We start from the raw sequence: 12,918 nt of genomic DNA, 5'->3' as shown, positions 1-12,918 counted from the left end.
CCTACACGGCCAGGTGGCGCTTCACGTCCTCGCCATCCATCTGTTCCGCCCTGCCGCTGGCCACCACCTGCCCCCGCGACAGCACGATGAATTCCTCGGCCAGCTCGCGGGCGAAGTCGAAATACTGTTCGCACAGCACGATGGCCATATCGCCCCGCTGTTTCAATAGGGCAATGACCCTGCCGATATCCTTGATGACGGACGGCTGAATCCCTTCCGTCGGTTCGTCGAAGATGATCAGCTGCGGCCGGGCCAGCAGGGCGCGCGCGATGGCCAGCTGCTGCTGTTGCCCGCCGGACAAATCGCCGCCGCGCCGCGCCAGCATCTCTTTTAATACAGGAAATAACTCATACACATGGGGATCGATGCGCGAACCTTGCCTGCCCCGTTTCACCGCCATGCCCATCAGCAAGTTTTCCTCGACCGTCAGGCGCGCAAAGATATCCCTCCCCTGCGGCACGTAAGCCATGCCCAGCCTGGCCCGCGCATGCGGCGCCAGTGCCGTGATGTCGCGGCCATCGAGCACGACCCTGCCCTGCGCCACGGGCAGCACGCCCATCAGGCATTTGAGCAAGGTCGTCTTGCCCACGCCATTCCGCCCCAGCAAGGCCAGGCATTCGCCCTTGCGCGCCGACAAATTGATGCCGCGCAAGGTGTGCGAGGAGCCATAGTATTGATTCAATTCTTGCACTTCGAGCATGGTTACCTTCCCAGATAGACGTCGATCACGCGCTCGTCCGCTTGCACCTCGTCCATGCGTCCCTGCGCCAGCACGGCCCCTTCATGCAGCACGGTGACGATGCCTTGTTGCGCAATGTCCGTGACGAAACCCATGTCGTGCTCGACCACCATGATCGAATGCTTGCCGCGCAATTCATTGAGCAATTCCGCCGTGCGCGCCGTTTCCGCATCCGACATGCCGGCCACCGGTTCGTCCAATAAAATCAGCTGCGGCTCCTGCATCAGCAGCATGCCGATCTCCAGCCACTGCTTTTGCCCGTGCGACAGCAGTCCCGCCGGCCGCGCTTCGTGGCCATGCAGGCGGATCAGGCGCAAGATCGCTTCGATCCTGCCTGCCTGCTCGGAAGACAGGCGCGCAAACAGGGTGGGCGCCACGCGCTTGTCCATCTTCATGGCCAGTTCCAGGTTGTCGAACACCGTATGCTGCTCGAACACGGTGGGGCGCTGGAACTTGCGGCCGATGCCCGCATGGGCGATCTGCGCTTCCGTCATCGTCGCCAGATTCATGGTCTGACCGAACCAGGCCGTACCGGACGTGGGCCGCGTCTTGCCCGTGATGACATCCATCATCGTCGTCTTGCCCGCGCCATTCGGGCCTATGATGCAGCGCAACTCGCCCACGGAAATATCGAGGCTCAGTTTATTAATGGCCTTGAAGCCGTCGAACGACACGCTGATGTCTTCCAGGTACAAAATCGCGCCATGGGTCGTGTCGACGCCCTCGCCCTTTACACGCGAATATGTCGGCCCCGCTTCCGTGCCGGCCATGCCGGGCAACATGCGGATGCTCATGCGGCCTCCTCTGCCACGGCGGCGCTTTTCCTGGATTTGATCTTGCGCAATACACCGAGCATGCCCTGCTGCATGAACAGGGTCACGCCGATGAAGAGCAAGCCCAGCGCGAACAACCACAGTTCCGGCAATGCCGCCGTGAACCAGCTTTTCAAGCCGTTGACGGTGAAGGCGCCCACGATCGGGCCGAGCAAGGTGCCGCGCCCGCCGACGGCCACCCACACGACCATTTCGATGGAGTTGGCGGGCGACATCTCGGACGGGTTAATGATGCCCACCTGCGGCACGTACAGGGCGCCGGCAATGCCGCACAGCACGGCCGACAGGGTCCAGACAAACAGCTTGAACCACAGCGGGTTGTAGCCGAGAAACATCAGCCGCGCCTCGCTGTCGCGCACGCCCTGCAGCACCCTGCCCAGTTTCGACGTGACGATGGCGCGCGCGCCGATCAGGGCCGCCAGCAGGATGGCCAGGGTCAGCAGGAACAGCACGGCGCGGGTGGCGGGCGCCGTGATGCTGTGGCCCAGTATCGTCTTGAAATCCGTGAAACCGTTGTTGCCGCCAAAGCCGGTGTCATTGCGGAAGAACAAGAGCATGAAGGCATACGTCATCGCCTGCGTGATGATGGAAAAATACACGCCCTTGATGCGCGAGCGAAAGGCAAAGTAACCGAACACAAACGCCAGCACGCCCGGCACCAGCACGACAAGGGCCATGCAATACCAGAAATGTTCCGTGAAGGCCCAGTACCACGGGTAAGTTTTCCAATCGAGAAAGACCATGAAATCGGGCAAGCTGCTGTGGTACTGGCCCTGGTCGCCGATGGCGCGCATCAGGTACATGCCGTGCGCATACGCGCCCAAGGCGAAAAAAACGCCGTGGCCCAGCGACAAAATGCCCGTGTAGCCCCAGACGAGGTCCAGCGCCAGCGCGGCCAGCGCGTAGCACATGAACTTGCCCACCAGCGCCACCGTGTAGGCCGATACGTGCAGCGCATGCCCTTCGGCAAACGCCAGATTAAAAATCGGCAACAGCGCCGCCATCAGCGTGCAGGCGGCAATGGCCAGCCAGACGGGCCGCGCGAACAGGCCCTGTTTGATCGGATAGGAGGTAGTCATTCGACGCTGCGTCCCTTCATGGCAAACAGGCCCTGCGGCCGGCGCTGGATGAAAATGATGATGAATATCAAAATGGCGATCTTCGCCAGCACGGCGCCCGCCACCGGTTCGAGGAATTTGTTGACTTCACCCAGTCCCAGCGCGGCGACCACGGTGCCGGCCAGCTGGCCCACGCCGCCGAGCACCACCACCATGAAGGAATCGACGATGTAGCTTTGGCCCAGGTCCGGCCCCACATTGCCAAGCTGCGACAGGGCCACGCCGCCCAGGCCCGCGATGCCGGAACCGAGGCCGAAGGTCAGCATGTCGACCTTGCCCGTGGCCACGCCCACGCAATCGGCCATGCGGCGGTTTTGCGTGACGGCCCGCACGAACAGGCCCAGCCGCGTCTTGTTCAGGATCAGCCACACGGCCACCACGACAACGACGGCAAAGCCGATGATGGCCAGGCGGTTGTACGGCAGCACGAGGCCGCCCAGCACCGTCACGCCGCCCGACATCCAGGCCGGGTTGGCCACTTCCACGTTTTGCGCGCCGAAGATGGTGCGCACCAGCTGCATCAGGATCAGGCTGATGCCCGAGGTGGCCAGCAGGGTTTCCAGCGGCCGCCCGTACAGCCAGCGGATCACCGTGCGTTCGAGCGCCACGCCCACCAGTCCCGCCGTCAGAAAGGCGGCCGGCAGAGCGGCCAGCAGGTAGGCGTCCTGCATGCCGGGCAGGTAGGCACGGAAGAACAGCTGGCACAGATAGGTCGTGTAGGCGCCTGTCATCAGCAATTCGCCATGCGCCATGTTGATGATGCCCATCAGGCCGAAGGTGATTGCCAGGCCCAGCGCGGCCAGCAGCAGCACGCTGCCCAGCGAAATGCCATAGAACACATTGCCGGCCAATTCCATGCGCGCCACCCTGCCCTTGATCTGGCGCAGGGTCTCGATGGCGGCCAGCTGCACGGCTTCATCCGGTTCACCGCCCTGCTCCAGCATGGCTTGCAGCACGGGCAGCAGGCGCGCATCGCTGCTGCCGGCCAGCGCCTGCACGGCGGCCTTGCGCGTGGCGGCATCGGGCGCATGCAGGTTGGCGCTGGCGATCAGCACTTGCAATAGTTGTTGAATTTCAGCGTCGCTTTCCCGCGCCAGCGCGGTGCGGATCAGGGGGAGCTGCGCGGGATCGACCGCTTTTTGCAAGGCTTGCGCGGCCGCCAGCCGCGTGGCCCGCTGCGGTGCCAGCAGCTGCAAGCCCGACAGGGCGCCCGCCACGGCCGCGCGCAAGCGGTTGTTGACCATCACGCCGTCGATACCGTCGGGCAACGGCACGTTCCGGCCGCTTGCCGGGTCAATCGCCTGCCCGCCGTCGACGATATACACCTTGCCATCGGGCGCGGCATACAAGGCGTCATCCTGCAGCGCTTGCAGCACCTTGGCGGCCTCGGGCGTGGCCAGGGCGGCGATCTGCGCCACGGCGGCGACCCTGGCGTCGGGATCGTCGCCCGCGAGCGGCTTGAGCAAGTCGGAAGGGATGGCGGCCTGCGCCAGCGAGGATAGCAACAGGCAGGCGAGGACCAGCAGTTTGGGGAGAAGCTGCATGTGCGTTCCAAAGAATGATTGCACGGGGGCGTATGCCGCCCCCAAAGGCGACGACTGGGGTCGGACCCTGAGGGTCCGACCCCGGCAGTTGCTGCTGGGTTAAATATCAGCGCCTACAACTTCTGCTTGCCCTCATTGCCCTTGATATACGGGCTCCACGGCTGGGCGCGTATCGGCTCCTTGGTTTTCCACACGACATTGAATTGTCCGTCGGCCTTGATTTCGCCGATCATCACGGGTTTGTGCAAGTGATGGTTGGTCGGGTCCATGGTCAGGGTAAAGCCCGATGGCGCCTTGACACTCTGGCCGGCCATGGCGGCGATCACCTTGTCCGTATCCGTCGATTTCGCCTTTTCCACGGCTTGCGCCCACATGTGGATACCGACATAGGTCGCTTCCATCGGGTCGTTCGTCACCACCGAAGCCGCGTTCGGCAGCTTTTGCGCCACGGCATACGCCTTCCACTGCCTGATGAAGGCCGCGTTGACGGGGTTTTTGACGGATTCAAAATAATTCCACGCCGCCAGATGGCCGAGCAGCGGCTTGGCATCGATGCCGCGCAGCTCTTCCTCGCCCACGGAAAACGCGACGACGGGCACGTCCGTCGCTTTCAGGCCCGCATTGCCCAGTTCCTTGTAGAACGGCACGTTGGAATCGCCATTGATGGTGGAAATGACGGCCGTCTTGCCGCCAGCCGAGAATTTCTTGATGTTGGCGACGATGGTTTGATAGTCGGCATGGCCGAACGGCGTGTAGACCTCGCTGATATCGCTATCCTTGACTCCCTTGCTTTTCAGAAAGGCGCGCAAAATCTTGTTGGTGGTGCGCGGATACACGTAATCCGTGCCCAGCAGCACGAAGCGCCTGGCGCCGCCGCCATCCTTGCTCATCAGGTATTCCACGGCGGGTATCGCTTGCTGGTTCGGCGCGGCGCCCGTATAAAACACGTTCTTTTCCAGCTCCTCGCCCTCGTATTGCACGGGGTAAAACAGCAGGCTGTTGAGTTCCTTGAACACCGGCAAGACGGATTTGCGCGAGACGGACGTCCAGCAGCCGAACACCACGGCTACTTTATCCTGCGCCACCAGTTGTCTCGCTTTTTCCGCGAACAGCGGCCAGTTCGACGCGGGATCGACGACGACGGGCTCCAGCTTCTTGCCCAGCACGCCGCCCTTGGCATTGATTTCCGCGATCGTCATCAGCGCCACGTCCTTCAGCGACGTTTCGGAAATGGCCATGGTGCCCGACAGGGAGTGCAAGATGCCGACCTTGATGGTATCGGCGGCCCAGGCAGCCTGCATGCAGGTGGACGTGGCCAGGGCGAATGCGCCGGCGGCGGCCGCTTTCAGGATGATGCGTCGTGACATGGGGACTCCTGTGGTGGGTTCGTGGGGATAAAGCCGGGTCTGCGATGTTGTTAAAGCAGAATGCATGCCAGCGGCGCCAGGCGTCCCGCATGGCGCACGGGGCCCGCGCCGCACGAAAAAAAACCTGGCTGCACAAGGACTGTGCAGCCAGGTTTCAAATTGCCGTAAAACGGTGCGCCTGACGCGGCTATCTTTGCGCTTTAATCCTTGCGCGGTGTACCTCGCAAGCGGCGCCAGCCCTTGCGGCCCAGCGGGAACAGCAGGACGAACGCGAGCAGCCACGGCAGGATGTAGGCCATGGCCGTGATGGCGTTGGCCACGCCTTCGGACAGGTTGTCCGTAAAATTGCCCAGCGCGCGCTTGACGGGCGTCCAGAACGATTGCTTGCCTTCGGCGCTGATGGCGACGTTCAGCAAATCCGTGTCTATGCGCTGCATCAACAGCGCGTTGGCCGCTGTCGCCTGCTCCAGCTCCACCTGCACGGTGGCCAGTTCCTTGGTCACCTTGATGAGGGCGTCGACATCCTTGCCCGAGCGCTTTTCCAGGTCCTGCAACTGCGCCTGGTACTGCCTGAGCATTTCCAGGCGTTTCTTGCTGTCGAGCACAGGGCGGCCCAGGTCTTCCACCTTGGTGCCCTGGCTGGTGACGTCGCCGCCGGCCGCGACCAGCGCGACGAGCTTTTTGATGCCCGCCGGCTTGGCGCGCATGCTGATGCGCGCGTGCACGTAGCGGCCGCTGTCGATGCTCGAATCGAGCAGCAAACAGCCGTTTTCCGTATCGGCCTTGCAGGCGGCGACGACTTTTTCATACAGGGGCCGCACCTGCGCCTCGCGCGTATCGACGCTGACATTATGCTCATAGGCAAGAAACTCGCTGCCCTTTTCCTTGCCGTCGAGGCGCGCGGCGCTCGATTGCCCGCCACCCTCGCCCTTGCCGCCGCAGCCGGCCAGCAGCATCAGGCCGATCAAACATATGGATACTTTTTTCATGATTTCTTTCTTCGAGTTATTTGTGCTGCGGCAGCAATTCAATATCGGGCAAATGCGCGGCCACGTCCTGCACCGTGGCATGGCCGGTCAGCGACGCGATCACCTGCGGCAGCGGTTCCGCCCAGATTTCCGGCAGATCGCGCTCTTCGGGCGCCAGCACGGGGAAGGCCAGCTGCTCGCGTGGGGGCGTGAAGGCGGCGGCGACACCAGGCTTGTTGCCGCGCGCATCGATGCGGTACCAGCCAAAGTCCTGCAGATACACGGCATTCAAGCCGTGCAGGCAGAACGGCGGCCCGATTTCGCCGACGGCCAGGCGCTGGTAGCACAGGCCGGCGGGGATGCCGTTGGCGCGCAGCAGCGCGGCCAGCAGATGGCTCTTCGCATAACAGTATCCCGTGCCATGCTGCAAGGCGTCGGACGCGCGGCAGGTGACGGGGTTGCGCCGGAAATCCCAGCTGTGGGCGATCTCGTCGCGCACGAAGGCAAAGCAGCGGGCCGCGATGGCGGCGTCGCCCACGGCACCTGCCGCCAGTGCGGCCGCCCTGGCGCGCACGGCCGGATGGTCGCTGTCGATATAGGTGCTGCTGGCCAGATATATGGAAAAGTCGGTGGACATGGCGTCAAGGTCATGCGAAAAGATAATGCGCGATTCTAGTCGAAGCGGCACGAAATCGAGCGTTTCCTTGCGCAGGAACAAAGAAAATCCACGCGCCAGGCAGGCTGTGTGGGGGCTGGCAACTTTGGCGCCGGCCCGCTAGCTGGTATCATGCGGACAAACGCCAGCCGGCAGTAAGCAATACGGACCGGCGCATGCACCACCTTGCGAAGCGGCCCGCGCCGCCGACGCCTCCCTACAGATCAGAGAAACGAGTTCCCTATGAGCACATCTTCTTCCCATCCATCGTTCTGGCGCCGAGTCCCGCTGGCTTTCGGCGCCTTTTTCAGCACCCTCTCGGACGCCGCTTATGCGGCCCGCGTGGAAAAACTGTCGCTGCCCGAGGCCGCACCCGTGGCGCCTGTGGCTCCGGCGCCGGCGCCGGCCGCCGCGCCCGTCATATTAAAGGAAGCCACGCCGGACGCCGCCCTGCAATTGCTGGCCCTGCTGCAACGCGAAGCGCGATTGATCGACTTCACCCAGGAAAACCTGGGCAGCCATGCGGACGCCGACATCGGCGCGGCCGCCCGCGTCGTGCATGAAGGCTGCGCCAAGGTCATGCGCGAGTATTTCACCATCGACGCCGTGCGCCAGGAAGCCGAGGGCAGCCGCATCGTCCTGCAGGAAGGCTTTGATTCCGCGCAAGTACGCCTGACGGGCAACGTCGTCGGTTCGGCGCCTTTTACGGGCACCCTGAGCCATCGCGGCTGGCGCGCCTCGAGCGTGCGCCTGCCAAAACTGAGCGAGCAGCACGACGCCGCCATCCTGGCCCCGGCCGAGGTGGAACTGTGAGCGATCAAGCCAACCACACCCCGCGCTACGCCATCGGCATCGACCTGGGCACCACCCACAGCGCCCTGTCGTATGTGAACCTGGTCGAGAGCGACGGCGAGCAATCCAGCCACGGCGTGCTGAAAGTGCCGCAGCTGTCGGCGCCGGGCACGGTCGAAGACCTGCCGCTGCTGCCGTCCTTCGTCTACCTGCCGCACGCCGATGAAGTGGCGCCCGGCGACCTGGCCCTGCCCTGGGTCACGGAAGAAGCCGAAGCGCCGTTCGTCGTCGGCGAAATGGCCCGCAGCCGCGGCGCCACCACGCCGATCCGTCTGGTGTCCAGCGCGAAAAGCTGGCTGTGCCACCCGGGCGTGGACCGCCGCGCGGCCATCCTGCCGAACGACGCGCCGGCCGAAGTGCCGCGCATTTCACCGATTACGGCCGCCACGCGCTACCTGACGCACTTGCGCCAGGCGTGGGACCACGCCCACCCGCAAGCGCCGTTCGCCGAGCAGGAAATCACGGTGACGATACCCGCCTCGTTCGATCCGGCCGCGCGCGAGCTGACGATGGAAGCGGCGCAGGCGGCCGGCTACGCCTCGCTGACCCTGCTGGAAGAGCCGCAGGCGGCCCTGTACAGCTGGATCCAGACCAGCGAAGGCCGCTGGCGCAAGGAAGTCAAGCCGGGCGACATCATCCTGGTCGTCGACGTGGGCGGCGGCACCAGCGACTTTTCGCTGATTGCCGTGCTCGAACGCGACGGCGTGCTGGAACCGCACAGGGTCGCCGTCGGCGAGCACATCCTGCTCGGCGGCGACAATATGGACCTGGCCCTGGCCCACCTGGTGGCGCGCAAGCTGGCCGCCAACGGCACCCAGCTGGACGCCTGGCAGATGCGCGCGCTCACCTACGGCTGCCGCAGCGCCAAGGAAAGCCTGCTGGCCGACAGCGGCCTCGATGTGGCACCGATCGTCGTGCCCAGCCGCGGCTCGAAACTGATCGGCGGCTCCATCCGCACGGAACTGACGCGCGCCGAAGTATCCACCTTCATCCTCGACGGCTTCTTCCCCCAGGTGGAAGCGTCGAGCCGCCCCGCCGTGCGCACGCGCGCCGGCCTGACGCAACTGGGCTTGCCGTATGCGCAGGACGCGGCCATCACGCGCCACCTTGCCGCCTTCCTGGGCCGGCAAGTGGCGGCGACCGCCGAACTGGAAGGCTTTGCCGGCCGCCAGGCGCAAGGCGCCAGCTTTTTGCACCCGACGGCCGTGCTGTTCAACGGCGGCGTGTTCAAGTCCGACCTGCTGGTGCAGCGCATCATGGCCACCGTCAACGACTGGCTGTACATGGAAGGCGCGGAACCGGCGCGCATGCTGGCCGGCGCCGACCTGGACCTGGCCGTGGCGCGCGGCGCCGCCTACTACAGCTACGTGCGGCGCGGCCATGGCGTGCGCATCCGCGGCGGCACGGCCAGTTCCTTCTATGTCGCCATCGAATCGGCCATGCCGGCCATCCCCGGCATGGAACCGCCGATCCAGGCCCTGTGCGTGGCGCCGTTCGGCATGGAAGAAGGCAGCGAGCTGGAATTGCCGGGCCAGCAATTCGGCCTCGTCGTGGGCGAACCCGTGCACTTCCGCTTCTTCGCCTCGTCCACGCGCCGCAACGACCAGATCGGCGACTTGCTCGACTTCTGGGGTCCCGATGAATTGCAGGAGCTGAGCGAAATCCAGGCGACGCTGTCCGCCGAAGGCCGCTCGGCCGGCGACGTCGTGCAGGTCATGCTGCACGCCAGAGTGACGGAAGCGGGCACGCTGGAGCTGCTGGCCGTTTCCCCTGACGGCGCCGAGCGCTGGAAGGTGGAATTCGACGTGCGCGGCACGCCACAGCAATAAGCATGGGCAGCACTGCGGGCAAGCCGGCCTTCCTGGTCGGCATCGACCTGGGCACCACCAACACGGTGGTGGCGTATGCGGCGGCTGGCGATGCGCAGGCGGAAATAACCCTGTTCGCCATCGAGCAGCTGCTCGCTCCCGGCGAAGTGGGCGCACGCCCCCTGCTGCCGTCGCTGCGTTACCACCCCGCCGCCGGCGAACTGGCGGCGGGCGACTTGCAGCTGCCGTGGCCGCAGCAAGACGTTGAGCATGCCGTGCTGGGCGCGTTCGCGCGCCAGCTCGGCGCCCAGGTGCCGGGCCGGCTCGTGTCCAGCGCGAAGAGCTGGCTGTCGCATGCGAACGTGGACCGCCAGGCGCCCATCCTGCCATGGGGCGCCGATGCCGACGTGGCCAAGGTGTCGCCCGTGGCGGCCAGCGCCAGCTACCTCGCCTACGTGCGCGCCGCGTGGAATCACCGCTTTCCGCAGGCGCCCCTCGAAGAGCAGGAACTGGTGCTGACCATCCCCGCCTCGTTCGACGAGGGTGCGCGCGCACTCACCCTGGCAGCGGCGCGCATGGCGGGCTTGCCCTCGCTGCGGCTGGTGGAAGAGCCGCAGGCCGCCTTTTATGATTATCTGCACCGCCGGCGCGACACCTTGCGGCTTGACCTGGCGCAAACGCGCCGCATTTTAGTCTGCGACGTGGGCGGCGGCACCACCGATTTCAGCCTGATCGACGTGGCCTTCGACGACGATGGCGCACCGCAGCTCACGCGCAGCAGCGTGGGCAACCATTTGATCCTCGGCGGCGACAATATGGACCTGGCGCTGGCCCACCTGGTGGAAACGCGCATGGCGGCAGGCCAGGAAGGCGGCATGAAGCTGTCCGCCGCGCGCCTGTCGCAGTTGATGGAGCGCTGCCGCGCGGCCAAGGAACTGCTGCTGTCGAATGACGCGCCGGAGAGCACCACCGTGACCCTGCTGGGCGCGGGATCGCGTTTGATCGGCGGCAGCCGTTCCGCCGACGTCACGCGCGAGGAAGTGGCGGCCATGGTGGTCGACGGCTTCTTCCCCAAGGTGGAACGGGGCGACACGGCGAAAAAGGGCCGCGCCGGCATCGTCGAATTCGGCCTGCCGTATGCGCAGGACGCGGCCATCACGCGCCACCTGGCCAGCTTTTTGCACCAGCATCAAGGGGCACTGCAGGGCGAGCTGCCCGATACGCTGCTGCTCAATGGCGGCGTGTTCCGCGCCGACGCGCTGGCGCGCCGCCTGGCCGACACGCTGGCGCACTGGCGCGGCGCGCCCCTCACCGTCCTGCACAACGATAATCCAGACGTGGCCGTGGCCCGTGGCGCCGTCGCCTACGCGCTGGCGCGGCGCGGCCAGGCGCCGCGCATCGGCGGCGGCTCGCCGCGCAGCTATTTCCTCGTGCTGGGCGAGGCGGGCAAGGACCATCGCGCCGTCTGCATCCTGCCCCGCGGCAGCGCCAGCGGCGAAGAAATCCGCCTGACGCAGCGTCTGTTCGCGCTGCGCCTGGGCCGGCCCGTGCGCTTCCACCTGGCGTCCTCGCTCGCGGAAGCGGGCACGCCGCCGCAACTGGGCGACATCGTCGACCTGGCCGAGGGCGAATACCTGCGCCTGCCGCCGCTGGCCAGCGTGCTGCACGCCAGCGACGGCAATGACAAGCGCGAAATCACCGTGCAGCTGGCCACCGTGATGACGGAAGTGGGCACGCTGGAAGTGCACTGCGTGGCCGAAGCCGATGCCAGCGACCGCTGGCTGCTGGAATTCCAGCTGCGGGGCGAAGAGGAAGCGCAGGCCGAAACGTCCAGCATGCCGCCACGCGTGAAGGAAGCCATCGACAAGATCGAGCGCATCTTCGGCGGCAAGGGGCAAAAGGTCGAAACCAAGGAAGTGCGCCAGCTGCGCCAGCACCTGGAACGGGGCCTGGGCGGGCGCGAGAGCTGGGAAACTCCCTTGCTGCGCCAGCTGTTCGACGCCCTCATGCTGCGCGCGCGCGGACGGCGCCGCTCCGCCGAGCACGAGCGGGTGTGGCTGAACCTGGCCGGCTACTGTCTGCGGCCCGGCTATGGCGACGCGCTCGACCCGTGGCGCATGGAACAGCTGTGGCTCCTGTTCGACACGGGCGTCCAGCATCACAAGGACAACCAGGTGTGCGCCGAATGGTGGACCCTGTGGCGCCGCGTGGCCGGCGGCTTGAGCACGCAGCAGCAGCTGCGCCTGCTCGACGATTTCGCCTTCAACCTGCAAGCTGATGCGGCCCAGCGCGGCAGCCGCCCCGTCACCCTCGTCAATGGCAGCGACGACGACATGCTGCGCCTGGGCGCCTCGCTCGAGCGCATCCCCGGCGCCTACAAGGCGGAAGTGGGCGCCTGGCTGATCAAACGCCTGCACAAGGCGGATAAAAAGGGCGAAGCGGCCGATACGAACACCCTGTGGGCGCTGGCCAGGGTCGGCGCGCGCCAGCCCTTCCACGGCAGCGCGCACGAAGTGGTCGACAGCGCCACCGTGGCCGAATGGCTCATGATGCTGCTGGCGCTGGACTGGAAAAAGACGGAACCGGCCGCGTTTGCCGCCGCCCACCTGGCGCGCATGACGGGCGACCGCTCGCGCGACATCGCCGACGAACTGCGCGCCACCATCCTCGCCCGCCTGAAAGCCGTGGGCGCGCCGCCCCTGTGGCAGGCGATGGTCAGCGAAGTGACGCAGCTGGACGAAGCAAATACCAAGCGCATGCTGGGCGAGGCGCTGCCGCCGGGCTTGAAGCTGATCGGCTGATCGGATTCAAGCGCAGCCTGCTTACGCCAGCGCCAACAGCAGCAGCATGATTCCGGGATAGGTGCGGCGCACATATCCCCACGTCGCCCATCTGGCAGTTCAGGCGCGTATATATACTACCTGGCACACGCCAGCAGCAGTGACAAGCGGGCAACCCGCCGTCTCCCATGATGACTGTGCTTCCATCGAATCAATATTAAAGCCCGCGCAGCCCCCTCTTCACTGCCGCGACT

The 12,918-nt window shown here is 65.6% G+C and carries 10 protein-coding genes; 3 read left to right on the top strand and 7 right to left on the bottom strand.

The genetic code is table 11. The features are described from left to right. Position 1 precedes the first annotated feature (1 nt). The 7 genes from urtE to AC07VI_RS12530 form a co-directional block, all read right to left on the bottom strand. The gene (gene urtE, locus AC07VI_RS12560; protein ID WP_086148024.1) at positions 2 to 700 is read right to left on the bottom strand and encodes an urea ABC transporter ATP-binding subunit UrtE; all 699 of its coding nucleotides are present in this window, start codon (positions 698 to 700) and stop codon (positions 2 to 4) included. A gap of 2 nt (positions 701 to 702) precedes the next feature. Beyond that, positions 703 to 1,533 (bottom strand): urea ABC transporter ATP-binding protein UrtD, encoded by an 831-nt coding sequence (gene urtD, locus AC07VI_RS12555; protein ID WP_086148025.1) that lies wholly within the window; start codon positions 1,531 to 1,533, stop codon positions 703 to 705. Then, complete coding sequence (gene urtC / locus AC07VI_RS12550) at positions 1,530 to 2,651, bottom strand: urea ABC transporter permease subunit UrtC (RefSeq protein WP_492994923.1); 1,122 nt, start codon at positions 2,649 to 2,651, stop codon at positions 1,530 to 1,532. The genes urtD and urtC overlap by 4 nt, the downstream gene beginning before the upstream one ends. Beyond that, positions 2,648 to 4,234: an urea ABC transporter permease subunit UrtB gene (gene urtB, locus AC07VI_RS12545; RefSeq protein ID WP_492994925.1), complete on the bottom strand. Its 1,587-nt coding sequence runs from the start codon at positions 4,232 to 4,234 to the stop codon at positions 2,648 to 2,650. The genes urtC and urtB overlap by 4 nt, the downstream gene beginning before the upstream one ends. A gap of 113 nt (positions 4,235 to 4,347) precedes the next feature. Continuing rightward, positions 4,348 to 5,601 carry an urea ABC transporter substrate-binding protein gene (gene urtA / locus AC07VI_RS12540; RefSeq protein ID WP_492994927.1) on the bottom strand — a complete coding sequence of 418 codons (1,254 nt, stop codon included), beginning with the start codon at positions 5,599 to 5,601 and terminating at the stop codon, positions 4,348 to 4,350. A 200-nt stretch (positions 5,602 to 5,801) separates the two neighbouring features. Further along, positions 5,802 to 6,590 carry a DUF4349 domain-containing protein gene (locus AC07VI_RS12535; protein ID WP_086148029.1) on the bottom strand — a complete coding sequence of 263 codons (789 nt, stop codon included), beginning with the start codon at positions 6,588 to 6,590 and terminating at the stop codon, positions 5,802 to 5,804. A gap of 16 nt (positions 6,591 to 6,606) precedes the next feature. Then, complete coding sequence (locus AC07VI_RS12530) at positions 6,607 to 7,287, bottom strand: transglutaminase-like domain-containing protein (protein WP_216356408.1); 681 nt, start codon at positions 7,285 to 7,287, stop codon at positions 6,607 to 6,609. Positions 7,288 to 7,467: 180 nt separating this feature from the next. Between AC07VI_RS12530 and AC07VI_RS12525 the strand changes: the two genes are divergently transcribed. From AC07VI_RS12525 to AC07VI_RS12515, 3 genes are read left to right on the top strand one after another with little or no spacing between them, the layout of a single operon-like run. Continuing rightward, positions 7,468 to 8,037, top strand: a complete 570-nt coding sequence (locus AC07VI_RS12525; protein WP_086148030.1) for a DUF2760 domain-containing protein — start codon at positions 7,468 to 7,470, stop codon at positions 8,035 to 8,037. Further along, positions 8,034 to 9,905, top strand: coding sequence for an Hsp70 family protein (locus tag AC07VI_RS12520; RefSeq protein WP_492994931.1), 1,872 nt, complete (start codon positions 8,034 to 8,036; stop codon positions 9,903 to 9,905). Before AC07VI_RS12525 ends, AC07VI_RS12520 begins: the two co-directional genes overlap by 4 nt. A gap of 2 nt (positions 9,906 to 9,907) precedes the next feature. Beyond that, positions 9,908 to 12,685 carry an Hsp70 family protein gene (locus AC07VI_RS12515; protein WP_086148032.1) on the top strand — a complete coding sequence of 926 codons (2,778 nt, stop codon included), beginning with the start codon at positions 9,908 to 9,910 and terminating at the stop codon, positions 12,683 to 12,685. Positions 12,686 to 12,918: the final 233 nt, after the last annotated feature.

It is taken from the genome of Janthinobacterium sp. GW821-FHT03A03 (assembly GCF_059421435.1).
The sequence above is the reverse complement of the archived record's forward strand: the minus strand, read 5'-3'. Positions and strand labels throughout refer to the sequence as shown.

Excerpts from the sequence above, each read along its gene's own strand:
- AC07VI_RS12515 (WP_086148032.1), top strand. The coding sequence starts at position 9,908 with ATGGGCAGCACTGCGGGCAAGCCGGCCTTCCTGGTCGGCATCGACCTG.
- urtD (WP_086148025.1), bottom strand. The coding sequence starts at position 1,533 with ATGAGCATCCGCATGTTGCCCGGCATGGCCGGCACGGAAGCGGGGCCG.
- AC07VI_RS12535 (WP_086148029.1), bottom strand. The coding sequence starts at position 6,590 with ATGAAAAAAGTATCCATATGTTTGATCGGCCTGATGCTGCTGGCCGGC.
- urtB (WP_492994925.1), bottom strand. The coding sequence starts at position 4,234 with ATGCAGCTTCTCCCCAAACTGCTGGTCCTCGCCTGCCTGTTGCTATCC.
- urtE (WP_086148024.1), bottom strand. The coding sequence starts at position 700 with ATGCTCGAAGTGCAAGAATTGAATCAATACTATGGCTCCTCGCACACC.
- urtC (WP_492994923.1), bottom strand. The coding sequence starts at position 2,651 with ATGACTACCTCCTATCCGATCAAACAGGGCCTGTTCGCGCGGCCCGTC.
- urtA (WP_492994927.1), bottom strand. The coding sequence starts at position 5,601 with ATGTCACGACGCATCATCCTGAAAGCGGCCGCCGCCGGCGCATTCGCC.
- AC07VI_RS12525 (WP_086148030.1), top strand. The coding sequence starts at position 7,468 with ATGAGCACATCTTCTTCCCATCCATCGTTCTGGCGCCGAGTCCCGCTG.